Origin of the sequence: Microbispora sp. ATCC PTA-5024, assembly GCF_000511135.2 — a bacterium.
Classification (GTDB): domain Bacteria; phylum Actinomycetota; class Actinomycetes; order Streptosporangiales; family Streptosporangiaceae; genus Microbispora; species Microbispora corallina.
In genome coordinates this window covers 84,185-107,862 of sequence record NZ_KI866522.1, presented here as the reverse complement: position 1 = coordinate 107,862, position 23,678 = coordinate 84,185, and the positions used below count along the sequence as shown (strand labels likewise).

The 23,678-nt window shown below is 73.5% G+C and carries 23 protein-coding genes; 6 read left to right on the top strand and 17 right to left on the bottom strand.

Annotation, left to right across the window (positions count from 1 at the left end):
* Positions 1–1,301: MocR-like transcription factor YczR (gene yczR / locus MPTA5024_RS00490; protein WP_036322623.1), on the bottom strand; the 1,301-nt coding region annotated here is incomplete at its 3' end.
* 64 nt (positions 1,302–1,365) lie between these two features.
* Between yczR and yczE the strand changes: the two genes are divergently transcribed.
* From yczE to MPTA5024_RS00470, 4 genes are all read left to right on the top strand, one after another.
* A complete protein-coding gene (gene yczE, locus MPTA5024_RS00485) occupies positions 1,366–1,971 on the top strand; it encodes a membrane protein YczE (protein WP_036318561.1) in 606 nt (201 codons plus the stop codon).
* A gap of 9 nt (positions 1,972–1,980) precedes the next feature.
* Positions 1,981–3,735: a glycoside hydrolase family 15 protein gene (locus MPTA5024_RS00480; protein ID WP_036318559.1), complete on the top strand. Its 1,755-nt coding sequence runs from the start codon at positions 1,981–1,983 to the stop codon at positions 3,733–3,735.
* A 90-nt stretch (positions 3,736–3,825) separates the two neighbouring features.
* Positions 3,826–4,467, top strand: a complete 642-nt coding sequence (locus tag MPTA5024_RS00475) for a PadR family transcriptional regulator (RefSeq protein ID WP_232326088.1) — start codon at positions 3,826–3,828, stop codon at positions 4,465–4,467.
* Positions 4,468–4,620: 153 nt separating this feature from the next.
* The gene (locus MPTA5024_RS00470; RefSeq protein ID WP_036318556.1) at positions 4,621–5,295 is read left to right on the top strand and encodes a class I SAM-dependent methyltransferase; all 675 of its coding nucleotides are present in this window, start codon (positions 4,621–4,623) and stop codon (positions 5,293–5,295) included.
* 119 nt (positions 5,296–5,414) lie between these two features.
* Here the strand turns inward: MPTA5024_RS00470 and MPTA5024_RS00465 are convergent, their stop codons facing one another.
* From MPTA5024_RS00465 to MPTA5024_RS00455, 3 genes are all read right to left on the bottom strand, one after another.
* A complete protein-coding gene (locus tag MPTA5024_RS00465; protein ID WP_036318554.1) occupies positions 5,415–6,077 on the bottom strand; it encodes a hypothetical protein in 663 nt (220 codons plus the stop codon).
* A gap of 91 nt (positions 6,078–6,168) precedes the next feature.
* Complete coding sequence (locus tag MPTA5024_RS00460) at positions 6,169–7,065, bottom strand: hypothetical protein (protein WP_232326087.1); 897 nt, start codon at positions 7,063–7,065, stop codon at positions 6,169–6,171.
* A gap of 53 nt (positions 7,066–7,118) precedes the next feature.
* On the bottom strand, positions 7,119–8,141 hold the full coding sequence (locus MPTA5024_RS00455; protein ID WP_232326086.1) for a S66 peptidase family protein: 1,023 nt from the start codon (positions 8,139–8,141) through the stop codon (positions 7,119–7,121).
* A 31-nt stretch (positions 8,142–8,172) separates the two neighbouring features.
* On the opposite strand from MPTA5024_RS00455, the gene MPTA5024_RS00450 reads away from it, so the two are divergent.
* The gene (locus MPTA5024_RS00450; protein ID WP_036318551.1) at positions 8,173–9,051 is read left to right on the top strand and encodes a sulfotransferase; all 879 of its coding nucleotides are present in this window, start codon (positions 8,173–8,175) and stop codon (positions 9,049–9,051) included.
* On the opposite strand, the gene MPTA5024_RS00445 is transcribed toward MPTA5024_RS00450, so the two are convergent.
* From MPTA5024_RS00445 to menC, 6 genes are all read right to left on the bottom strand, one after another.
* Positions 9,029–10,939 (bottom strand): ABC transporter ATP-binding protein, encoded by a 1,911-nt coding sequence (locus MPTA5024_RS00445; RefSeq protein WP_036318549.1) that lies wholly within the window; start codon positions 10,937–10,939, stop codon positions 9,029–9,031. The two genes, MPTA5024_RS00450 and MPTA5024_RS00445, sit on opposite strands and share 23 nt — an antisense overlap.
* A gap of 55 nt (positions 10,940–10,994) precedes the next feature.
* On the bottom strand, positions 10,995–11,849 hold the full coding sequence (locus MPTA5024_RS00440) for an enoyl-CoA hydratase/isomerase family protein (RefSeq protein WP_051457555.1): 855 nt from the start codon (positions 11,847–11,849) through the stop codon (positions 10,995–10,997).
* 198 nt (positions 11,850–12,047) lie between these two features.
* Positions 12,048–12,263, bottom strand: a complete 216-nt coding sequence (locus MPTA5024_RS00435) for a helix-turn-helix domain-containing protein (RefSeq protein WP_030904785.1) — start codon at positions 12,261–12,263, stop codon at positions 12,048–12,050.
* Between the two features lie 114 nt (positions 12,264–12,377).
* Positions 12,378–13,976: an ABC-F family ATP-binding cassette domain-containing protein gene (locus MPTA5024_RS00430; protein ID WP_036318542.1), complete on the bottom strand. Its 1,599-nt coding sequence runs from the start codon at positions 13,974–13,976 to the stop codon at positions 12,378–12,380.
* Between the two features lie 167 nt (positions 13,977–14,143).
* Complete coding sequence (locus tag MPTA5024_RS00425; protein WP_036318540.1) at positions 14,144–14,797, bottom strand: acVLRF1 family peptidyl-tRNA hydrolase; 654 nt, start codon at positions 14,795–14,797, stop codon at positions 14,144–14,146.
* Positions 14,798–14,861: 64 nt separating this feature from the next.
* Entirely contained in the window at positions 14,862–15,962 is a 1,101-nt protein-coding gene (menC, locus tag MPTA5024_RS00420; protein WP_036318538.1) for an o-succinylbenzoate synthase, read from the bottom strand.
* A gap of 317 nt (positions 15,963–16,279) precedes the next feature.
* Here menC and MPTA5024_RS00415 point away from each other — a divergent pair, with 317 nt between their 5' ends.
* Positions 16,280–17,515, top strand: coding sequence for an EAL domain-containing protein (locus tag MPTA5024_RS00415; protein WP_232326085.1), 1,236 nt, complete (start codon positions 16,280–16,282; stop codon positions 17,513–17,515).
* A gap of 22 nt (positions 17,516–17,537) precedes the next feature.
* Here MPTA5024_RS00415 and MPTA5024_RS00410 read toward each other — a convergent pair whose 3' ends face one another.
* The 7 genes from MPTA5024_RS00410 to MPTA5024_RS00380 form a co-directional block, all read right to left on the bottom strand.
* Positions 17,538–18,143: a response regulator transcription factor gene (locus tag MPTA5024_RS00410; protein WP_036322608.1), complete on the bottom strand. Its 606-nt coding sequence runs from the start codon at positions 18,141–18,143 to the stop codon at positions 17,538–17,540.
* 19 nt (positions 18,144–18,162) lie between these two features.
* On the bottom strand, positions 18,163–19,323 hold the full coding sequence (locus MPTA5024_RS00405; protein WP_036318535.1) for a sensor histidine kinase: 1,161 nt from the start codon (positions 19,321–19,323) through the stop codon (positions 18,163–18,165).
* A gap of 31 nt (positions 19,324–19,354) precedes the next feature.
* Positions 19,355–20,098, bottom strand: a complete 744-nt coding sequence (locus MPTA5024_RS00400; protein ID WP_084369344.1) for an ABC transporter permease — start codon at positions 20,096–20,098, stop codon at positions 19,355–19,357.
* Complete coding sequence (locus MPTA5024_RS00395; RefSeq protein WP_036318530.1) at positions 20,095–20,979, bottom strand: ABC transporter ATP-binding protein; 885 nt, start codon at positions 20,977–20,979, stop codon at positions 20,095–20,097. The genes MPTA5024_RS00400 and MPTA5024_RS00395 overlap by 4 nt, the downstream gene beginning before the upstream one ends.
* Before the next feature lie 85 nt (positions 20,980–21,064).
* Positions 21,065–21,910, bottom strand: coding sequence for an ATP phosphoribosyltransferase (gene hisG, locus MPTA5024_RS00390; RefSeq protein WP_036318528.1), 846 nt, complete (start codon positions 21,908–21,910; stop codon positions 21,065–21,067).
* A 62-nt stretch (positions 21,911–21,972) separates the two neighbouring features.
* Positions 21,973–22,236 carry a phosphoribosyl-ATP diphosphatase gene (locus MPTA5024_RS00385; protein WP_036318526.1) on the bottom strand — a complete coding sequence of 88 codons (264 nt, stop codon included), beginning with the start codon at positions 22,234–22,236 and terminating at the stop codon, positions 21,973–21,975.
* Between the two features lie 116 nt (positions 22,237–22,352).
* Positions 22,353–23,318 (bottom strand): acetylxylan esterase, encoded by a 966-nt coding sequence (locus MPTA5024_RS00380; protein WP_036318525.1) that lies wholly within the window; start codon positions 23,316–23,318, stop codon positions 22,353–22,355.
* Positions 23,319–23,678 lie beyond the last annotated feature (360 nt).

Here is a 23,678-nt window from a genome sequence, read left to right as displayed (position 1 = left end):
AGCGTGCCGTCCACGCCGAACCAGGGGCCGGGCGCGAGCCGGACGCCCCGCGCCGCCGCGGCCTCCGCCACCGCCGTGGCCGCGGGGGCGTCGAGCCGCACCCACAGCGAGCCGCCGCCCCGCGGCAGCCGGAACGACCAGCGCGGCAGCGCGTCCCGCAGGGCCGCGGCGAGCGCGTCGCGCGACGCGCCCATCGTGCGCCGCCGCTCCGCCCGGGTCTCCTCGATGCGCTCGAACAGCCGCGCCACGACCAGCTGCTCGAACACCGGCGTCGCGATGTCGACGGCCGACCGGAGGACGGCCAGGCGGCGGACCAGCGCGGCGCTCCCCCGCACCCAGCCGACGCGCAGCCCGCCCCACCACAGCTTCGAGGCGGATCCCACGCTCACCACCCGGCCGTCGGTGTCGAACGCGGCCAGCGGCGGCGGGATCTCCGCCTCGTCCAGCGCCGTCTCGGCCCAGCTCTCGTCGGCGAGGAGCGTGACGTCGTACCGCCGCGCGGCGTCCACGAGCGCCACCCGGTCCTCCCGGCTCATCAGGTGTCCGGTGGGGTTCTGGAAATCCGGGATCACGTACCCGAGCCGGGCCGACGACTGGCGCAGGGCGCACGTCACCAGGTCGATGTGCCAGCCGTCGTCGGGGATGCCGACCGGCACCAGCCGGGCGCCGCGCATCCGGGCCGCGTCGAGCGCGTGGGGGTACGTCGGCGACTCCACCAGCACCGGGTCCCCCGGGGCGGCCAGCGCCGCCATCAGCAGGTGGACGGCCTGCTGCGCCCCGCTCGTCACGATGATCTGCTCGGGACGGGTCGGCAGGCCGCGCTCGCCGTAGCGGCGGGCGATCGCCTCCCGCAGGGGCGCGAGCCCCGCCGGGTGGTAGCCCATCCCGAGGGCGTACCGGTGGTAGCCGCGCCCGGCCTCCTCGATCGCCTCGCCCAGCAGGGCCGTCGCGGGCGGCGCGGCCGAGTGCATGGGCAGCAGGCCGTCGTCGTCGGGGGCGATCCATGGGTTGTCGGTCCCGAGGGCGCCAGGGTCGGGCAGGGCCGTGCGGCTGCCCGAGCCCTGGCGGCTCTCCAGGTATCCCTGCTCGCGGAGCCGGTCGTACGCCGCCGTGACCGTGGTGCGGCTGACGCCCAGGGCCTCGGCCAGGTGCCGCTCGGCCGGGATCCGGACCCCCACCGGCAGCCGCCCGTCCAGGATCAGCTCCCGCACCTGCGCCGCCAGCGCCCGGTAGTACGGACGGGCGTCCGCCGGGACGCGGACGAGCCGGGCGAGCTGAGAGGCGCTGAGGTACCGGTCCATGCAGGCCAATTTCCCTGATTGGCCCTTTCCTGGCAAGGGGGCGACCGGGAGACTTGCGTCCACTATGACCGAGCTCTCCCTTCCCCGCTTCGGCGCGCTCCCGGGCCGCCTCGTCCGTCTCTACGCCGGACTGGCCGGATACGGGGCCGGCATCGCCCTGCTCGTCCGGTCGAACCTCGGCCTCGACCCGTGGGAGGTGTTCCACCAGGGCCTGTCCGTCCGCCTGGGCTGGTCGATGGGGCTGTGCATCAACCTGGTCGGGGCGCTCGTGCTGCTGCTGTGGATCCCGCTGCGGCAGCGGCCCGGGCTCGGCACGATCAGCAACGTGCTGCTGGTCGGCACCTGCGCCGACCTGGTCATGTGGCTGGTGCCCCCGCCCGCGCCGCTCGCGGTCCGGTGGGCGTTCCTGCTGGGCGGCATCCTGGCGATCGCCGCCTCGTCCGGCCTGTACATCAACGCCGGCTTCGGGCCCGGCCCCCGGGACGGCCTGATGACCGGCCTGAACCGCCTCGGCCTGTCGATCCGGCTGGCCCGCACGCTGGTGGAGCTCACCGTGCTCGCCGCCGGCTGGCTGCTCGGCGGCACCGTCGGCGTCGGGACGATCGTCTTCGCCGTCACCATCGGCCCGGCCACCCAGGTGTTCATGAAGATGGGGCGCCGGGACCGGTAGCGTTGCGGCATGCGGATCGAGGACTACGCCCTCGTCGGGGACATGCAGTCGGCCGCCCTCGTCGGCCTGGACGGCTCGGTCGACTGGCTCTGCCTGCCGAGGTTCGACTCCCCTGCGTGCTTCGCCCGGCTGCTGGGGGACGAGTCCAACGGCTTCTGGCGGCTCGCCCCGGCCGGCGTGGACCGGCCCGTCCGGCGGGCCTACGCCGAGAACACCCTGGTCCTCGAGACCGTCTGGCAGACGGCGACGGGAGCGGTCAAGGTGATCGACTTCATGCCGCCCCGTCACGCCAGTCCCGACATGGTCCGCATCGTCGAGGGCCTGTCCGGGACCGTCGACATGGAGACCGAGATCCGCATCCGGTTCGACTACGGCCGGATCGTGCCCTGGGTCCGCCGCCGCGACGGGCACCTGCACGCGATCGGGGGCCCCGACTCGGTCTGGATCCACTCCGGCGTCCCCCTCAGGGGAGGCGACTTCCGCCACCGGGCCGCGTTCACCGTGTCCGCCGGGGAGCGGGTGCCCTTCGTGTTCACCTGGCACCCCTCCCACCGGCCGCAGCCCGAGCCGATCGACCCGCTCGAGCAACTCGCCGAGACCACGCGGATGTGGGAGGAGTGGGTCTCCCGCTGCCGGTACACCGGCCGCTGGCCAGAGGCGGTCGTCCGGTCGCTGATCACGCTCAAGGCCCTGACGTACGAGCCCACGGGCGGGATCGTCGCGGCGGCCACCACGTCCCTGCCGGAGAACCTGGGCGGGGTGCGCAACTGGGACTACCGGTTCTGCTGGCTGCGCGACGCGGCCATGACCCTCGACGCGCTGACCAGCTCCGGGTACATCGAGGAGGCCGGCGCCTGGCGCACCTGGCTCCTGCGCGCCATCGCCGGCCGTCCCGAGGACCTCCAGGTCCTGTACGGCGTGGCCGGCGAGCGGCGCCTGCCGGAGCTGGAGCTGGACTGGCTGCGCGGCTACGAGGACTCCCGCCCGGTCCGCATCGGCAACGGCGCGGCCGGACAGCTCCAGCTCGACATCTACGGCGAGGTGGTCGACGCCCTCTACCAGGCGCGCAAGCAGGGGATGCCGCCCGACGACCACGCCTGGGCGATGATCCGCAAGGTGATGGAGTTCCTGGAGGCCAACTGGGACCGGCCCGACGAGGGTCTGTGGGAGGTCCGCGGCCCGCGGCGGCACTTCGTGCACTCCAAGGTCATGGCCTGGGTGGCGGCCGACCGGATGGTCCGGGTCGTCGAGGAGCTCCGGCGCACCGGACCGGTCGAGCGGTGGAAGGCCCTGCGCGACCGCATCCACGCCGAGGTCTGCGAGAAGGGCTTCGACCCGGCCCGCGGCACCTTCACCCAGTCGTACGGCTCCCGCGAACTGGACGCCGCCTTACTGCAGATCCCCATCGTCGGCTTCCTGCCGCCCGACGACCCCCGCGTCGTCGGCACGGTCGAGGCCATCGAGCGGGAGCTCATGGTCGACGGCCTCGTCCTGCGCTACCCGCTCTCCGAGGACAACGCCGTGGACGGCCTGCCGGGCGGCGAAGGCGCCTTCCTGGCCTGCAGCTTCTGGCTCGCGCAGGCCCTCGCCATGATCGGCCGCCGGGACGACGCGGTCGCGCTGTTCGAGCGCCTTCTGGCGCTCACCAACGACGTCGGACTGCTGTCGGAGGAGTACGACCCCATGCTCGCCCGGCAGCTCGGCAACTTCCCCCAGGCCTTCAGCCACATCCACCTCATCCGGACGGCCCTCGCCCTGGAGTGACCCTTGGCCGATCCGGCTGTCCGGCGCCCGGCCCTTCCCTCCGGACTACTCGCGTGCGTATACTCGCCTACGAGTAATGAGGTGGGGGTGGTGAGGGTGGCCAAGCGGCGGAAGGTGAGCAACATGCTCGGGCTGGCCGTGCTCTCCACGCTCGTGGCCAAGCCGATGCACCCGTACGAGATGGCCGCCGCGCTCAAGGCACGCGGCAAGGACGACGACATGGCCATCAAGTGGGGCTCGCTCTACACCGTCGTCCGCAACCTCGAGAAGCACGGCTTCATCGAGGTGGCCGGCAGCTCCCGGGACGGCGCCCACCCCGAGCGGACGATCTACCGGATCACCGACGCCGGCCGGGACGAGTACGCCGACTGGGTGCGCGAGCTCCTCGGCACGCCCGAGCCCGAGCAGCCGAAGTTCAAGGCGGCCCTGTCGGTGTCGGGCATCCTGCGGCCGGAGGAGGTCGCCCGCCTGCTCCGGCGGCGGGTGGCGCTGCTGGAGGCGGAGATCGCCGGCCGGAGGGAGGCGCTGGCCGGGTGGCGCCGGGACGTTCCCCGCCTGTTCCTGGTGGAGGCGGAGTACGACCTGGCGATGCGCGAGGCCGAGGCCTCCTGGACCCGGTCCCTGCTCGCCGAGCTCGCCGACGGCACGTTCCCCGGGCTCGACCTGTGGCGCCGGTGGCACGACACCGGGCAGACGCCGCCCGATTTCCCGGAAGGGGACCCCCACCTGTGAGTCGACCCCGGCGAGGTGCTGCAACACCCCGCCGGGGTCTCATCCTCGAACCGATCCCGCGGAACGGAACCCGGCCACGAGGTGGCAACCGCAACAATAGCCGGGCTCCGTCCCCGGCCGGTTCGGACACGCATCCGGAACCGGAGGAGACACATGGAGAAGACCCGTCACACCCAGACCCAGGCGCCCGGCATGGAGGGCGTCGTCGCGCGGTGGTACGCCCGCCAGCGCAGCTCGGCGCCGCAGCTGGCCGCCGTCCGGCGGTACGCCCGGGAGGTGACCGCAGGGCTCCCGGCGGGGGCCGCCGTGCTGGAGGTGGCCCCCGGCCCGGGCTACCTGGCCGTGGAGATGGCCCGGCTCGGCTTCGCGGTGACCGCGCTCGACCTCAGCCGCACGTTCCTGGAGATCGCCGCGGCCGAGGCGCGCCGGGCCGGGGTCCGGATCGACCTGCGGCACGGGGACGCGGCCGACCTGCCCCTGCGCGACGGCACGTTCGACCTGATCGTCTGCCAGGCGGCGTTCAAGAACTTCGGACGGCCGGTGGACGCGCTGAACGAGATGCACCGGGTGCTGCGGCCCGGCGGCACGGCCGTGATCCAGGACATGAACCGGGACGCCACCGACGCGGAGATCGCCGAGGAGGTCCGGGGGATGGATCTCAACGCGGTGAACTCGTTCCTGACCAGGGTGCCGCTGCGCGGGCTGCGGCGCCGGGCCTACTCGCGGCAGCGGTTCGAACGGCTGGCGGCCGATAGCCGCTTCCGCGCCTGCGAGATCAGGACCGACGGCATCAGCCTGGAGGTGCGGCTGACCAGGCACGCCTCCTGACGGACGGCGGGCGCCGGCTGCCGTGTCACGGGAGCCGGCGCCTCCCCGCACACACGCGAGCCGCTCACGCCGCCTCGCCGGCGTGCCGCGCGGCCTCGGTCCGCGTGCCCGCGGGCCGCTCAGGCCGTCCCGGAGACGTTCCCCGGGACGTTCCCGGCCTGCTCGGCGCCCCTGCGGACCGCCTCGGCGGCGACGAGCAGGAGCAGGCCCACCAGGACCGGCCACAGCGGGATCTGCCAGGGCGTCACGAGCGCCGCCTCAAGGCGCAGCCGGTCCACGACCAGGGCGGCCGCCACGTGCGGGAGCGCCGGTCCGGCCGCCGCTCCCACGACGAGCAGACCGCCGAGCCCGGCGACGCGTGCCGCGTTCCCGCGCCGGAACGGCGTGCCGGCCCGCACCGACAGCAGCAGAGGGCGCAGGAGCGCCGCGGCGGCCCCGAGGCACAGGCCCGCGATCGCGGCGTCCCCGCGCGAGAGGAGTTGCTCGGCGACCGTCGAGTCCCAGGCCACCAGGTCCAGCGCGCCTCCCGGAGGCTCCAGGCGCGCGCTCCGCGGAAGCGTCGCTCCTGGGACGCGCACCGGCGGCCCGTCATCCGCCGTCGCATTGATCGTGACCGGCACGGTCACGGTGGCGCCCGCCTGGGTGGCGCCGTTGACGGCGTAGGCCACGCCTCCCAGCGCCGCGACGGCCCCGGCCAGGCCCACCACGGCCGTGAGGAACCCGATCAGCCGGGGACCGGCGTACCGCCGGCGCCCCCTTTCCGCGCGCCGCCGTCCATCCATCGCCTTCGCCGTCCTCCTCGTCGTCCGCCCGTCGTCCCAGGATCGCGCGAGGACGGGCCGACGGGTACCCCGGTGGACGGAGTGAGACGGCCTACGACTGCCCGGCGATGCGGGCGAGGAGGCGGGCGAACTCGGGCGGCGGGGCGACGACGAGGCGGGTCTGGCCGTCGTGGGCGACGAGGTCCGCCTGGATGCGGGTGAGCCGGTCGCGGTGCCACCAGTACACGTGGGGGCTGAGACCGTCGGGCCGGACGGCGTACTCCCGCTGGCCGAACATCCGCAGCCGCTCGATCGCCCGCACCACCCCGATCCCGGCGACCGGGTGGACGGCCACGATCCCCCGGTGGGGCAGGGTGGCGAGCATGCCGTCCGCGGGGACGGGGACGTGCTCGGCGAGGCGGCGCAGGTGGGCGGCGGCGCTGGGGGCGGCCAGCAGCGACACCTCGGTGCCGCCGAGGTCGATCGAGGACACGGTGGGCCGCTCGTCGGCCAGCGCGTTGCCGACCGCCACGTCCAGGGCGCGGGCCGGCGGGATCGGCCAGCAGAAGGCCTCCTCGGGCCGTACCGGACGGGCGCCGATCGTGAGCACCTCGATCAGGTCGGCGCTCAGGTGGCGGCCGATGATCCGGGACGGGTCGGGGATCGCCGGGTCGTCGGCGGCGTGCAGGCGCGTGCGCAGCAGCGGGCGGATCGGCGTGAGGTTGCAGGCGTCGAACGGCTCGCCGGACACGGCGTGGGCCAGGTGCTCGGAGACGAGCATCGGCCAGTCCTCACGGGAGCGGCGGCCGGCCTCGCGGCGCAGGCCCACGAGGTTGACGACCCGCTCACCCTCCGGCGAGGTCAGCGTGAGCGACGCGCCGTCGGCGGCGAAGCCGCACGTGTAGCCCATCGTCTCGGCGACCAGGGCGAGCAGGGAGTCGAGGTCGACGTCCTCGACGGATCTCGGGGCGGGGTGGTCGGGCCGCGTCCGGCCGAGCAGTCGCCGCAAGAGTCCCAATGCACCGTCCCTCCGCCGCCGCCCGGACCGTTCCGGGGCGCGTTTCAGGTTGCCTGGTCAGGGTTGCGGAACATGCCAGTCAGAGAACACGATTCGGTCACAATAACCCCATCTGCCTCCAACCACACACAGAACTGTGGTGATCCATGGCCGATGGGAAGGCCCGCCACGACGGGCACGCCGAGCGGCTCCAGCCGTTCGGCGAGCATGGGAAGCGGGTCGCCGCAGTCCACCCACGAGCCCAGCACGACGCCCAGCGCGCCGTCCAGGCACCCGGCCTGCAGCAGCTGCGTCACCATCCGGTCGATCCGGTACGGCTCCTCGCTCACGTCCTCCAGCAGGACGATCCGCCCCCGGGCCTCCATCGCGTACGGCGTGCCGCACAGGGCGGCCAGCAGCGTCAGGTTGCCGCCCGTGACGGGCCCCCGCACCACCCCTTCCCCCGCGGCCTCACCGGTGCCCGGGACGAGGACGCGGTCGCCCAGGACCGGCGACAGGCTCTCCCCATCGAACAGCGCCTCCCGCAGGTGCGCGAACGTCAGGAGCTCCGGGCCCTCGGGGTCGCTGATCGTGGCGCACGCGGGCATCGGGCCGAACAGCGTCGCCACGCCCAGCCGGGTGGTGAAGGCCCGGTGCAGCGCCGTGACGTCGCTGGAGCCGAGCAGGATCTTGGGCTCGGCCTCCGCCATGGCGTCCCAGTCGAGCAGGCCGAGCAGCCGGGTCGCGCCGTACCCGCCCCGGACGCAGAACACGCCGGCCACGCCGGGGTCGCACCACGCGTCCTGGAGGTCGGCGGCGCGCGCGGCGTCGGGCCCGGCGAGGTAGCCCTGTCTCCCCCGCACCCCGGCGCCCTCGACCACCTCCAGGCCGATGCCCCGCAGCACCCGGGCCCCCCGTTCGAGCCGTACGGGATCGGCAGGGCCGGAGGGCGCGATCAGAGCCACCGTGTCGCCCGGCCGCAGCCTCCGGGGAAGCCGCGCCGCCCCTGCCGTGCCCGGCCCGTCCGCCCCGCGTGGGACCGTTACAGAGGCGTCACCGGCCGCCCCGCCCCCGATGCGCTCGCTCACTCCCCAAAGGGTGTCAGACTTAGCCGTACCTATGCGACCTCCGACGCACATACTCGTGGTCAACGGCGTCAAGGTCCGCCGGCCGGTGTTCGTGATCGCGGCCCCGCACTCCGGCGCGGACCTCCTGGGCCGTGCCCTCAAGCGCTCCCCCGGCTTCCACATCACGATGGGGCGGGGCCCGGTGGCCCGCGTCGTGTACGCCTTCGCCCGGCGTCCCTCGATCGCCCGCAGCGGCGGCGCGCCCCGGGTGCTGCGCGACGTGCTGGCCGAGGCGTGGCAGGTCGTCCCCGGGGCCTGCGCCGAGTGCACGACGGCCTGCCGCGAGGCGGGCGGCATCGTCGGCTCGGGGCCGTGCGCGGGGCCGGAGGCGCTGTCGCGTTTCGGGGACGCCGGCCCCGATCTGCTCTACAGCGCGCCGGTGCTGCTGCAGGCGTTCCCCGACGCCCGGCTCATCCAGATCATCCGGGACGGCCGCGACGTCGTGGCCGACATGCTGGCCGACCCCACGTGCCTGGCCTGGTTCAAGCCCCACATGCTCAGCGAGGACGCCGAGTTCCCCAACCCGTTCCTCGGGGTGCGGGCGGCCGAGCACCGGGAGCGCTGGAACGCGATGCCGACGGCCGGCAAGTGCGCGCTGCGGTGGCGCGGCGCGGTGCGGCTCAGCGCCGCCCTGCGGCGCGAGCTGCCCGCCGAGCACCTGCTCACCCTGCGGTACGAGGACATGCTGTCCTCCCCCGGTGAGGCCATCGACGCGGTGTCGGCCTTCCTGGAGGCGAAGGTCAGCACGATCGCCCTGTACGGCGCGCCCCGGCCGGCGCCGGGCACCTGGCGCAGGCGCCTGTCCCCGGCCGACGCCGAGCTGGTGGAGAAGGTCGCCCGGGAGGAGCTCAGGCGCCTCGGGTACCGATGACGCGGCCCTCCGGGCTCGGGCTCTCGCTGAACTGGGTGCGGTACAGCTCGGCGTAGGCGCCGCCCAGCCGCAGCAGGTCCTCGTGGCGGCCCCGCTCGACCACCCGGCCGTCCTCGATCACGAGGATGGCGTCGGCCTCCCGGATCGTGGACAGGCGGTGGGCGATCACCAGCGAGGTCCGGCCCCGAAGGGCGGTCCTCAGCGCCTTCTGCACGGCCGCCTCGGACTCGGAGTCGAGGTGGGCGGTTGCCTCGTCGAGGACGACCACCCGGGGGGCCTTGAGCAGCAGGCGGGCCAGCGCGACGCGCTGCTTCTCGCCGCCCGACAGCCGGTAGCCGCGGTCCCCGACGACCGTGTCGAGCCCCTCGGGCAGGGCCTTGACCAGGTCGGCGATCTGGGCCGCGCGCAGCGCCTCCCACACCTCCTCGTCGGACGCCTCGGGACGGGCGTAGCGCAGGTTGTTGCCGATCGTGTCGTGGAACAGGTGCGCGTCCTGCATGACGACGCCGACCGTGTCCCTGATGCTCGCGAGCGTGGCGTCGCGCACGTCGAGGCCGTTCAGGCGCACCGCGCCCTCGTTCACGTCGTACAGCCGGGAGACGAGCGAGGTCATCGTGGTCTTGCCGGCCCCGGAGTGGCCGACGAGGGCCACGAGCTCCCCCGGGCGCGCCGTGAACTCGACGCCCTTGAGCACCTCCGGGGACGGCCCGGTGTCCGGCCGGGCCACCGACTCCAGCGACGCCAGCGACACCTCGGAGGCCGCCGGGTAGCGGAACCGCACGTCGTCGAACTCGATCGTCACCGGCCCCTCGGGGACCTCCCCGGCGCCGGGCCGCTCGGCGACCATCGGCTTCAGGTCGAGCACCTCGAAGACCCGGTCGAAGCTCACGAGCGCCGTCATGACGTCCACGTGGACGTTGGACAGGCTGGTCAGCGGGCCGTACAGGCGCATGAGCAGCGACGAGAGGGCGACCAGCGTGCCGAGCGCAAAGGCGCCGGAGATGGCCAGCGTGCCGCCGAGGCCGTACACCAGGGCGGTGGCCAGGGCCGCCACGAGGCCGAGGGCGATCCGGAAGACCGCGCCGTACATGGCCACGGTGACGCCGACGTCGCGGACGCGGCCGGCGCGCTCCCCGAAGTGGACGGCCTCGTCCTCGGGCCGGCCGTACAGCTTGGCGACCATGGCCCCGGCGACGTTGAACCGCTCGGTCATCACCGAGCTCATCTCGGCGTCGAGCTGCATCTGCTCCCGCGTGAGCACGGACATCCGCCGGCCCACCCACTTGGCCGGGAAGATGAAGATCGGCAACAGCACGAGGGCGACGAGCGTGATCTGCCACGACAGCACGAGCATCGCGCCGAGCACCATGACGAGGCTCACGACGTTCGACACGACCGACGACAACGTGCTGGTGAGGGCACGCTGGGCCCCGATCACGTCGCTGTTGAGCCGCGACACCAGCGCGCCGGTCTGCGCCCGCATGAAGAACGCCACCGGCATGCGCTGGACGTGGTCGAAGACCTCCGTGCGGAGGTTGTAGATCAGGCCCTCGCCGATCCGCGCGGAGAACCACCGTTGCACGAGCCCGAGGCCTGCGTCGAGCACGGCCAGCAGGCCGATCGCCGCCGCGAGGGCGGCGACGACATCGGTCCGCCTGGGGATGATGCCGTCGTCGATGATCGCCTTCATCAGCAGGGGGTTGGCGATCACGACGACCGCGTCCACCACCACGAGGGCGAGGAACCCCGCTATCTGCCACTTGAACGGGCGCGCGTAGCCGGCGATGCGCCGGACGGTCCCGGGCGCGATCCGTTCCTTCGTCACGGAGCTGTCCCGCCGTAACGACCGCATCACCTGGAAGCCGTAGCCCCCGTTCATCATCGCCATATGTCGTCCATCCTCCCGCAGGTCCAGCACCGGGAGGAGGCCCCCGATTCCTCCGTCAGCTCGAAGCGAACAGCGCCCTGATCCGCGCCGCCTGTTCGGCGCGCTCGGCGGCGGCCTGGTCCTCCAGCGTGCGCCCGGGCGCCGCCTGGAGCAGCCGCTTGGTGGCCGTGGCCGCCGCCCGGTCGGTGGCCAGCAGCGCCGCGGCCAGGTCCTGTACGGCCTGGTCCAGCTCCTCGCGGCGCACCGCCATCTCCGCCAGGCCGAGCTGCAGCGCCTCGGCCGCCCCCACCGAGCGCGCCGTCAGGCACATCTCGATCGCGCGCGGAACCCCCACGATGTCGGCCAGCGGCTTGGTCCCGGTCAGGTCGGGCACCAGGCCGAGGGCCGGCTCCTTCATGCAGAACTGAACGTCGTCGGCGACGACCCGAAGGTCGCACGCGAGCGCGAGCTGGAACCCGGCGCCGATGGCGTGGCCCTGAACCGCGGCGATCGACACGATGTCGGGCCGGCGCAGCCACAGGAATCCGCGCTGCGCCTCGGCGATCCGCCGCTCGAACGCCCCGTCGTCGAGGGCGGCCGCGGTCGCGAACGACCCCTGTCCTGGAACCCCCTCCGGTGTGAACATGCGCAGGTCGATACCCGCTGAGAAGGACGGCCCCTCACCTCGGATCACGACGACTCTCACGCGGTCCGGCAGGGTCTCCCCGATCCGGGCCAGCGCCGACCAGGTCGCGAACGTCTGAGCGTTGCGTTTCTCCGGCCGGTTCAGAGTCACGGTCGCGATCTCGCCGTCCACCTCGAAGCGCAGTCCGACCTCGGCCGGCGCGGCCGCCGAGATCGACTCCGAATCCGAGAGGTCGCGCACCGCGTCGGTGTGCTCCTCGTGCCCCCCATGTGCCGCTTCCGCCATGCCCCTGCCGTTCCTGCCTCCGGTGGAGCCCTCGTCCGCTCGCACGACGGGTCCGGTGCGACGTCCCGTCCGTGCCCAGCGCCCGCGCTCCTGTCTGCCCGATCGCGTCCGAGCCTACCGAACAAGGTTCTGGCCCGGCGACGCGACCACTCCTTCGAGCGGGAACCTGTGGCTGCGGTCGCGTGTGCTGAGGCGGATCTAGCGCTTGGACTTGCCCCGGGTCGCCCCGCCGCGCCCGCGCAGAGTCACGCCGGACTCGCTGAGGATGCGGTGGATGAACCCGTACGACCGGCCGGTCGAAGCCGCCAGAGCGCGGATGCTCTCACCCGCGGAGTAGCGCTTCTTGAGATCGCTGGCCAGCTTTTCACGGTCGGCCCCGGTCACCCGGGTGCCCTTCTTGAGAGTCTCGGCCACGAGTACCTCCTGTAGTGCCAGACTTCCGCAGCGTTACTTCAGCCATGATCAGTCATTTCGACGGGATCGGCTACCTACTCCGCGGGAAAAGATCCCTACCCGCTCAAATTAAGATCAGGCAAGTGCCACAAGATCGGAAAATTCGTCGCTCCATGCGTCTTCGACTCCGTCTGGCAACAGAATCACCCTATCGGGCCGCAGTGCCTCAACCGCCCCCTCATCATGTGTGACCAGCACGATCGCGCCCGTGTAGGAGCCCAGGGCCGACAGCACCTGGTCCCGTGAGGCCGGATCGAGGTTGTTCGTCGGCTCGTCGAGCAGCAGCACGTTGGCGCTCGACAGCACCAGCGTCGCGAGCGCGAGACGGGTCTTCTCGCCGCCCGAAAGGACCCCCGCGGGCTTGTCGACGTCGTCGCCGGAGAACAGGAACGAGCCGAGCACCTTGCGCAGGTCGACGTCGGCGAGGTCGGGCCCGGCCGAGCGCATGTTCTCCAGGACCGTGCGCTCCGCGTCGAGCGTCTCGTGCTCCTGGGCGTAGTAGCCCATCTTGAGCCCGTGGCCCGCCCGCACCTCGCCGGTGTCGGGCTTCTCGATGCCCGCGAGCAGGCGCAGCAGCGTGGTCTTCCCGGCGCCGTTCAGGCCCAGGATCACGATCCGGGAGCCCCGGTCGACGGCCGCGTCGACGTCGGTGAACACCTCCAGCGACCCGTACGACTTGGACAGGCCGTGCGCGGTGAGCGGCGTCTTCCCGCAGGGCGCGGGGTCGGGGAAGCGCAGCTTGGCGACCCGGTCGCTGCGCCGCTCGCCCTCGACGCCGGCCAGCAGGCGCCGGGCCCGCCGCTCCATGTCCTGCGCGGCCTTGGCCTTCGTGGCCTTGGCCCGCATGCGGTCGGCCTGCGACAGCAGCGCCGAGGCCTGCCGTTCGGCGTTGGCCCGCTCGCGCTTGCGGCGCTTCTCGTCGGTCTCGCGCTGCTCCAGGTAGGCCTTCCAGCCGACGTTGTAGGTGTCGATCACGCAGCGGTTGGCGTCGAGGTGCAGGACCCGGTTTACCGTCGCTTCAAGAAGGTTGACGTCATGGCTGATGATCACCAACCCGCCCTGGTGGGAGCGCAAAAAATCACGAAGCCACCCGATCGAGTCCGCATCGAGGTGGTTTGTGGGCTCGTCGAGCAGGAGAGTCTCCGCTCCGCTGAACAGGATGCGGGCCAGCTCCACCCGGCGCCGCTGGCCTCCGGAGAGCGTCGCCAGCGGCTGCCCGAGGACGCGGTCGGGCAGCCCGAGGCTCGACGCGATCGAGGCGGCCTCGGACTCCGCGGCGTACCCTCCGAGCACGTGGAGGCGGTCCTCCAGCCGCCCGTACGCGCGGACGGCCCGGTCCCTGACCCGCTGGTCGTCTGCGGCCATGCCGAGCTCGGCCTCCCGCAGGTCGCGCAGGACCTCGTCGAGGCCGCGGGCGGACAGGATGCGGTCGCGGGCGAGCACCGTCAGGTCGCCGGTGCGGGGGTCCTGCGGCAGGTAGCCGACGCTGCCGGTGATCGTCACGGTGCCCGCGGCGGGGATGCCCTCGCCCGCGAGGACCTTGGTGAGCGTGGTCTTGCCCGCTCCGTTGCGGCCGACCAGCCCGATCTTGTCGCCGGGGTTGACCCGGAAGCCGGCGGCCTCGATGAGCAGGCGGGAACCCGCGCGCAGTTCGACGTCGGTGGCGATGATCATGATGAGTGGGACACTCCCGTGAGGAGACAGGCGGGGATCGGCGGAGGAGTCGATCAATGGGGAGTGCGCATGGCCGCCATTCTAGTCCCGGCCCGGCCCCTCACGGGCGACGCGCGCTCCCAGGCGCGTCCCCTTCCCTCCCGCCGTGCCCACGCTCAGCGGTGCGGTCACGGGTCCAGTACGCGGACGCGGACGGCGCGGAACAGGCGGGGCGTGTCCTCCAGCACGGCGAGCCGGGGGTCGGGGACCGTGAGGAACGGCCCGGCCTCCAGCGCGAGCAGCGGCGCCAGGCGCCGGTCCTCCCTGACCTCGTCGACCGCCCGCCGGTCGCCGCCGAGCACCACGGCGTCCAGGGCGGGCGCCCGGGGGACGAGCACCCGGTGGGCGACGTCCGCCGCGGCCCGCAGCGCCTCGGCCGACTGCTTGTCGCGCCGCCGGGCGAACCGCTGCTGCGACCATCCGCCCGCCGCGCTGCGCCCGTGGACCTGCCGGGACCCGACCTTGGAGGCCACCAGCCGCTCCCCCTCGAAGACGCCGGCCGCGTAGCCCCCGAGCCGTACGAGCAGCACGCCCACGGTCCTCGTGCGGCACGCGTGCGCGACGAGGGACCCGGCCGGATCGTCCCCGCCGGGATCGAGGGGCGGGAAGGGCACATGGCACTCGGCCGCCGCCCCGTCGGCCGCCTCCAGCCGTACGAGGTCGGGCGCGGCAGTCGCGACGGCCGGGCCGTGGCGGGCGGCGAACCCCGCGATCCAGCCGGCGAGCCGCTCGGGGGCCACCGACACCCACCTGCCGCCTCCCGCCGCCGGCCGTGCCGTCATGGCAGCCGACCCTACCGCCCGCCCTCCGGGGGCGGTGTGCGGGCCGCGGGTACGGCGTCCCCGGTCAGAAGGGGATCCACTCGGTGGCCGTGGTGACCTCGTCGAGGACCTCGGGGACCGGCTCGACGCCGATGCCCGGCCCGGTGGGCACGTCCAGGTGCCCGTCCCGCAGTTCGAACGGCGCGGTGACGTCGGTCGTGTAGTAGCGGCGCGACCCGGAGGTGTCCCCCGGAAGGGTGAAGCCGGGCAGGGCGGCGAGGGCGACGTTGGCGGCGCGGCCGATGCCGGTCTCCAGCATGCCGCCGCACCAGACGGCGACGCCGTGGGCCCGGCACAGGTCGTGGATCCGCCGCGCCTCCAGGTAGCCGCCGACGCGGCCGGGCTTGATGTTGATCACCGAGCAGGCGCCCAGGGAGACGGCCGCCGCCGCGTCGGCCGCCGAGTGGATCGACTCGTCCAGGCAGATCGGGGTGGACACCCTCCGGGCCAGCTGCGCGTGCTGGACGATGTCGTCGTCCGCCAGCGGCTGCTCGATCAGCAGCAGGCCGAACTCGTCGAGGCGGGCCAGGTGCGGGGCGTCGGTGAGCGTGTAGGCGGCGTTCGCGTCCACCTGGAGCGGCACACCCGGGCCGAACCGCTCCCGTACGGCGCGGACGGGCTCCAGGTCCCAGCCGGGCTCGATCTTGAGCTTGATGCGGATGTAGCCCTCGTCCAGATATCGGGCGACGGCGTCGAGGAGCTCGGGAACCGAGTTCATGATCCCCACGGACACCCCCGCCGGGACCCGCTCGGCGGACGCGCCGAGGAACGACGCGAGCGACTGGCCCGCCTCCCGCAGCCGGGCGTCCAGCACCGCCGCCTCCAGCGCCGCCTTCGCCATGCGGTGCCCCTTGAACGGGCGCAGCGCGCGGCCGACCCCGTACGCGTCCACGGCCGGCGGCAGGGCGGGGATCAGGAAGCGGCGCAGGACGTCGGCCGCGCCGTCCACGTACTCGGAGGAGTAGAACGGGCCGGACATCGCCACGCACTCGCCCCAGCCCTCGGCCTCCGGCGTGACCACCCGCAGCAGCAGGACGTCGCGCCGCGTCTCGGTGCCGAAGGACGTGCGGAACGGGGCGACCAGGGGCATCGCGATCCGCCGCAGCTCGATTCCAGTGATCTTCATGGTGCCGTGCGGCCTGCGCCGCTTCTCCCTTCGCCGTCGTCGCCGGTGGGCGACCCGTCCAACGATGCCGTGCGGGCCGCACCCGCGCGTGCCGGGGGTCCTGATCCGTCCGGGGACCACTCGGGAGCCCGGGGAGCAGACAGAAGTTCCGGAATACCCACAACTTATGGGGAAATGTAGGTGAATTTCCGTTTGCCGTGGTCGGAGGGCCTTCCCAGTGGTCCCAGAATTCAATCGTGTCGGTCCCTTCACCATCGGCGGTGCCGCTCTCCGCGCCACCCGCCACGGCCGCCCCGGACGTCCAGGCGTCCGGCCGAATGCCCGTGACCTCCGCGGACCTCCGGACGCCGGGGTTCCACGCGTCCGTCCCCATGCCCGCCGAGTTCGGGGGGGTGCCCGCGTCCGCTCCCATGCCCGCGCCCGCCCCCGGGTACGGCGGGCCCGGCCCGCAGAGCCGTCCCGGCGCGCCCGCGTTCCTGCCGGTCGTGGACCTCGACACCGGAGGGGTCGTGGCCGTCGAGGTGGCCGCCGAGCCCCGGCCAGGCGATCCCCCGCTCGGCGCGACCGTCAACGCCGTGCTCGCGGCGGCCCGCGAGGAGGCGCTGCTCCCGCTGGTGCTCCCGATCCCGGTCTCCTCCGTGATCGGCGGCTCGGCCGGGCTCGCGCCGCTGCACGAGACCATGCGGGTGTGCCGCCGCCGCCCCCGCGAGGTCATCCTCATGATCGAGGGCGACGTCGCGCCGGCCGACCGCGCCGCCCTGCTCTCGGGGGTCGACGGGCTGCGCGCGGTCGGGTACCTCATCGCCTTCGGCGGCCTCGGCACCGCGCACCTGCCGCTCGACCTGCTGGCCGACGCCTCGCCGTACGTGATCGTGCTCTCGGGCGACCTCGTCGCCCGGGTGCCGCGCGACCAGCGGCGCGGCGCGCTGGTGGAGTCGCTGGTCGGCATGGCCAAGGGGGTCGGCGCCCACGTGCTCGCGCCCGGCCTTCGGGACGAGGCCCAGCTGGCCGCGGTGCGCGGGTGGGGCATCCGGCTCGCCCAGGGGCCGCTGCTCGCGCCGCTCGACTGGCGTCCGTCGCAGGGCCACGGCCGGGTACACGTGCCGCTGCCGGTGCCCGAGACCACCACGGCGAACATCCTGCTGGGCCCCCGGGTCCAGGAGTTCCTGCTGCCGGCCGTGACGCTGTCCGCCGAGGCCACGGCGGAGGAGGTCGTGGCCGTGTTCAGCGCCGAGCCCTCGGTCACCAGCGTGATCCTGGTGGACGAGTACCAGCGGCCCCAGGGCAGCATCGACCGCAGCCGCTTCCTGCTGTTCATGGCCGGCGCGTACGGCCACGCCCTGCACGCCAAGAAGCCGGCGGGGCGCCTGGCGGACCAGGCGAAGGTGGTGGCCAAGACGACCCCGGCGATAGCGGCCATGCAGGTGGCGGGCCGGGACAACGCCCGCGTGTACGACGACCTGGTGGTGGTCGACGAGGTCGGCCGCTGCATGGGCGTGGTGCGGGTCGGCGACCTGATCCGCCACGTGGCCGAGCTCAGGACCGGCCGCTGACACCCCCCGGCCACCGGGGCGGTCAGAGCCAGCCCTGGAGCTGCGCCTTCTGCACGGCCTCGATGCGGTTGCGGGCGGCGGTCTTCTGGATGGCCGAGGACAGGTAGTTGCGCACCGTCCCCTCGGACAGGTGCAGCCGGTCGGCGATGTCGCTGATCGTGGAGCCGTCGACCGCGGCGCCCAGGACCTCCCGTTCGCGGGGGGACAGCGGGTTGGGCCCGGCGCTGAGCGCCGCGGCGGCGAGGCCGGGGTCGATGACCCGCTCCCCGCCCAGCACGCGCCGGATGGCCGCCGCCAGCTCCCGGGCCGGGCTGTCCTTGACGAGGAACGCCGCCGCCCCCGCCTCCATGGCCCTGCGCAGGTAGCCGGGCCGGCCGAAGGTGGTCAGGATCATGACCTGGCACTCCGGCACCCGGCGCCGGATCTCCCCGGCCGCGGTGATGCCGTCCATGCCGGGCATCTCGATGTCGAGGAGCGCGATGTCCGGCCGCACGCGCTCGGCCACGGCCAGGGCCTCCGGCCCGGTCGCCGCCTCCCCCACCACCTCGATGTCGGGCTCCAGCCCGAGCAGGGACGCGAGGGCCCCCCGCACCATGCCCTGGTCCTCGGCCAGCATCACCCTGATCACGGGCACAACCTACCGGTGCTCACACCGCCGCCGGACGTACGGGGAGCCGTTCTGCGGCCGTCCGGGGGACCACGACCCGCAGGCGGAACCCGGCGGACGTGGGGGCGGCCGTGACCGCACCCCCGGCGGCGGCCACCCGCTCCCCCAGCCCGGTGAGCCCGCTGCCCGGCGTGTACGGCCCGGCCCGCCCGTTGTCCGCCACCTCCAGCACGGCGCCGGCGTCGCCGTACGACAGGTCGATGTCGCACCGGGTGGCGCGGGAGTGCCGGACGACGTTGGTGACCGCCTCCCGCACGGCCCAGCCGAAAAGCCCGTCGAGGGGGCCGGGAAGCGGCGTGCCCGAGGTGCGGACGGTCAGCGCGACCCCGGCGGCGTCGAGGGTCCTGCGCGCCCCGTCGAGCTCCTCCGGCAGCGCGCACCTGCGGTAGCCCGTCACGGCCTCCCGCACCTCCTCGAGCGCCTTCCTGGCCACCGACTCGATGTCGGCCACCTCCTTGGCCGCCCGCGCCGAGCCCTGCTCGGCGAGCCGCCCGGCGAGCTCGCTCTTCAGGACGATCAGCGAGAGGCTGTGGCCGAGCAGGTCGTGCAGGTCGCGGGCGATCCGCAGGCGCTCCTCGGTGGCGGCGAGCCGGGCCACCTCGTCCTGGGCGTGACGGAGCCTGACGACGAGCATCCGCGTGTTCCGGACGCTGATGAACAGGACGCCGAGCGTGATCACCTGGAGCACCAGCAGCGCGATCACCCCGCCGTCCGCGCCCATGATGCTCCCTTCGACCACGACGATCGCGATCATGCAGAGCACGGCGACCAGGGCGGGCCGGGGCGGCAGCGCCATGGAGTAGACGACGGTCAGGTAGATCGGCAGGGCCAGCCAGCCGCCCCCGAACACCAGCGGGTACACGACGGCCATCGCCGTCGTGACGACGAGGAGGGGCAGCGTCCAGCGGCTCCAGTCGTCGGTGTCGCGGGGGCTGACCGCGGTCGCCACGTAGAAGACCACGAAGCTGGCGAGCGCGGCCGCCTGCCAGGGGATCTGGCCGGGCGGGACCTTCCCGCCGGCCATGTCGGCGATCGGGTAGAACAGGTACACCAGCCCCAGCGACATGCCCATGAGGCGCCGGAGGCGGGACGGGCGGTCGTCCGCCCCGCCGAAGGTGAAGACGCTGCTCAGCCGGCTCATCCCGCTCCCCTCTCCGTCCCGCGCCCCGACCCTAGGCCCGTACGGTGGCCCGGCGGTAGGCCACGACGGCGAGCGCGCCGAGGACGACGGCCCAGCCGAGGATGCCGGCCACCGGCCCGGCCTCGGGCGCGTGGCCCGCGACGATCCGCCAGCCTATGCTCGCGTAGTCATACGACGGCAGGACCTGGGCCACGGACCGCATGGTGGACGGCATGACCTCCAGCGGGATCCAGAGCCCGCCGAGCAGCGCCAGCCCGAACATGCTGATCATGGCGGCCGGCTGCGCCGTGTCGGGCGGCAGCACCGACCCGATCGCCAGCCCGAGCGCGGCGAACGGGATCGTGCCGATCCACATGCAGAGCAGCAGGCCGGCCCACTCGCCGGCGGTGAGCGACACGTGCTGGGTCAGCACGGCGGCCAGCCCGACCAGCAGCAGGGACGGCAGCACGAGGAGCAGGGCCGCCAAGAGCTTGGTGACGATGATCGCCCAGCTGGTCAGCGGGGTGATCTGGAGCTGCCGCAGCCAGCCGCTGTGCCGCTCCTGCGACCACGGGACGGCCGTGGACATCATGGAGGCCGCCAGGGCGCCGTACGCGCCCATGGAGACCATCAGGATGATACTGCCGCGCACCCCGGTGGACTGGTCGACCTGGTTGCCCCAGAGGTTCGAGTACAGCAGGTAGAAGCCCAAGGGGAAGGCCACCACGAAGATGATGTAGCGCTTGTTGCGCAGCATCCGCAGCATCTCGACCTTGATGTAGCTCAGCATGGTCATGCCTCCTGGGTCAGGGCGAGGAAGGCGTCCTCCAGATCGGCCCCGTGGATCTGGAGATCGCGGACGTCGAGGGTGGTCTTGCGGTACAGCGCGTCGATCGTGGCGTCGGCGTCGGCGGTCCGCAGCGTGACGCGCCCGCCCTGGAGCTCCACACCGGTGATCCCGGGGAGCCCGTCGAGCCCGGAGACGGACTGGTCGCCCAGCCGGAAGCTGACGGCCTGGCCGGCCACGCTCGCCTTGATCTCGGCGGCCGTGCCGTCGGCGACGACCCGGCCGCGGGCCACGACGACCACGCGGTCGGAGTTCTCGTCCGCCTCCTCCAGGTAGTGGGTGGCGAACAGGATGGTGCGGCCCTGGGCCGCGTACGCGCGCATGTTGTCCCAGAAGGAGCGGCGCGACTCGACGTCCATGGCCGCAGTGGGCTCGTCGAGGAGCAGCAGCTTGGGGGCGCCGGCGACGGCCAGCGCGAAGCGCACCCGCTGGGTCTGGCCGCCGGACAGCTTGTCGGCCCGCCGCCTGGCGAGGTCGGTCAGGTCGGCCAGGCGGAGGATCTCCTCCAGCGGCAGCGGGTCGGGGTAGAGACGGCGGACGAACTCCAGCGTCTCGGCGACGGTCAGCTCGGGGATCAGCGTGCCCTCCTGGAGCATGGCGCCGATCGACCCGTGCCTGACCGCCTCCGCGGGGGTCTCGCCGAAGACCCGGATGTCACCGCTGGTCGGCCGCAGGAGGCCGAGCAGCATGTTGATCGAGGTGGACTTGCCGGCCCCGTTCGGCCCCAGCAGGGCGACCGTGCTCCCCGCCGGGACCTCAAGGGTCAGGCCGTCGACCGCGAGCACGCTGCCGTAGCTCTTGGTGACGTCGGTGAAGGCGATGGCATTCATGTCGCCAACGGTAGGCCGGGCGGAGGGAGATCGATTAGTGGCCGACCTCCGGCATCGGCGATGACATTTGTCATCGCCGCCCGGGCTACAGCCGGCAGGCGTAGATGGCGGTGACCAGGATGGCCTTCGCGCCGATCTCCCAGAGCTGGTCCATCACCTGCTGGTGGCCCTTGCGGGGCACCATGGCGCGCACGGCGACCCAGCCCTCGCGGTGCAGCGGGGAGACGGTCGGCCCCTCCATGCCCGGGGTGATCGCGATGGCCTCGTCGATGCGCTCGGCCCGGATGTCGTAGTCGATCATGACGAAGTCGCGGGCCACCAGGACGCCCTGGAGGCGGCGGATCAGCTGCTGGAAGCCGTTGGTCTCCGGCGCCCCGGCCCGCTTGATCAGCACGGCCTCGGACCGGGCGATCGGGTCGCCGAAGACCTCCAGGCCGACGTTGCGCAGCGTGGTGCCGGTCTCGACGACGTCGGCCACGGCGTCGGCCACGCCGAGCCGGATCGCCGTCTCCACGGCCCCGTCCAGCTTGATGACCCGGGCGTCCACGCCCTTGTCGGCCAGGTACTTGCCGAGCAGCCCGGCGTACGACGTGGCGATGCGCAGGCCGGCGAGGTCGGCGACGCCGGAGTAGGCGCCGGGCGCGGAGGCGAAGCGGAAGGTCGACTGGCCGAAGCCGAGCGGCACGACCTCCTCGGCCGGGGCGCCGGAGTCGAAGAGCATGTCGCGGCCGGTGATCCCGGCGTCGAGCGTGCCCTCGCCGACGTAGACGGCGATGTCGCGGGGCCGCAGGAAGAACAGCTCGCAGTCGTTGTCGGGGTCGACGACGACGAGCTCCTTGCTGTCCCTGCGCTGCCGGTATCCGGCCTCGCTGAGGATGGTCTGGGCGGCCTCGGTGAGCGCGCCCTTGTTGGGGACGGCGAGACGCAGCATGAGTGAAGGGTCCCTTTCACGGTTCGGGGTGGACGAGGTCGACGAGCAGCCGCGGGTCGCGGCTACAGATGCTTGTAGACCTGGTCCAGCCCGATGCCGCGGGCCAGCATGAGGACCTGGACGTGGTAGAGGAGCTGCGAGATCTCCTCGGCGGCCCGGTCGGCCGACTCGTGCTCCGCCGCCATCCAGCTCTCGGCGGCCTCCTCCACGACCTTCTTGCCGATGGCGTGGACGCCCGCGTCCAGGGCGGCCACGGTGCCGGACCCCTCGGGCCGGGTGCGCGCCTTCTCCGCCAGCTCGGCGTACAGCTCGTCGAAGGTCTTCATCGTCTCTCTCGAAGTCGTCGGGCATGCGCGTCCAGGGTATCCGCCGGACACGCCCACCCAGGTTAGCCGCGGGGACGGGCCGCTCGCTCGCCCCGTCCACCCTCCGAGATCACCGGTCAGCCCAGGACCTTGCGGGCGACCGCGAGCACCTCCATGGCCTGCTGGGAGTCGCCGCCCTCGTGACCGTTGAACGGCCAGACCGAGATGTCCTTGGGGCCCGCGTAGTGGTTGTAGGCCGCGAAGACGGTCGAGGGCGGCGTGACGCCGTCCCGCAGGCCGACCGAGAACCGGGCGGGCGTGCGCGACCTGACCGCGAAGTTCAGCCCGTCGAAGTAGTCGAGCGTGGCGAACACCTGGTCAACCCGCGTCCGGTTGACCGCGAGGAACCGGCCGACCTCGGCGTACGGGTCCTCGTCGGTGATCTCCACGGCGTGCCGGATGTGGCACATGAACGGCACGTTGACGAAGGCGTACGCGAGGTCGGGCACGAGGGCGGAGGCGGCCAGCGCCATCGCCCCGCCCTGGCTGCCGCCCGCGACCGCGACCCGCCCGGGGTCGGTCGCCGGATGCGCCCGGGCCGCCTCGACCGCACGGACCACGTCCGTGTAGAGCCGCCGGTAGTAGTAGCCGTCCGGGTCGAAGATGCCCTGGGTCATCTTGCCGGAGGTCTGGGGGCCGGTGCCGGGCGCGGGGTCGGGCGTGTCGCCCGACCGCCAGCCGCCGCCCTGGCCGCGCGTGTCCATGACGAACGCGGCGTAGCCGGCGGACGGCCACAGCAGCCAGTCGTGCGGCAGGCCGCGGCCGCCGCCGTACCCGATGAACTCCACGACGCAGGGCAGCGGGCCGGGCAGCGCGGCCGGCTTGAGGTACCACCCCTTGATCGGGTCGCCGCCGAACCCGGCGAACGTCACGTCGTACACGTCGATCATGGCCAGGTCCGTGGCGTACGGCTCGAAGACGGCGCCGAGGTCGTGCTCGCGCGCCCCGGCGAGCGTGCGCTCCCAGAACGCGTCGAAGTCCGCCGGCTCCCGGCGCTCCGGCAGGTAGCCGCGCAACTGGTCGAGTGGCATGTCAACGAACACGAGGGCTCCCCGGGGGACGGGCGGACAGGACCATGGTGAGGAGACGACGGTACACGCGCGTCATGAGGGAGCGGCACCCGCCCGACCCGTCGAGGGAATCCGGCCGGCCCCGCGACGGGGGCCTCTGAAAGGTGCAGCGGCCGCCGGGACCGTCGCACGGCAGCGCGGTTCCACGCGCTCACCTGCGGCCGGTCGAGGGCCCCGGGACACGCCGGGAATACAGCGATCCCCCGGGCTCGCGGGGAGCCCGGGGGATCGCCGGTGTTACGCGGTGTCCGAGGTCAGCGGCCGCTCATGCGCCGGCCGCCCTGGCCGCGCCCGGCGCCCGACCGGCCGCCCGCGAACCCGCCCGAACGGCCC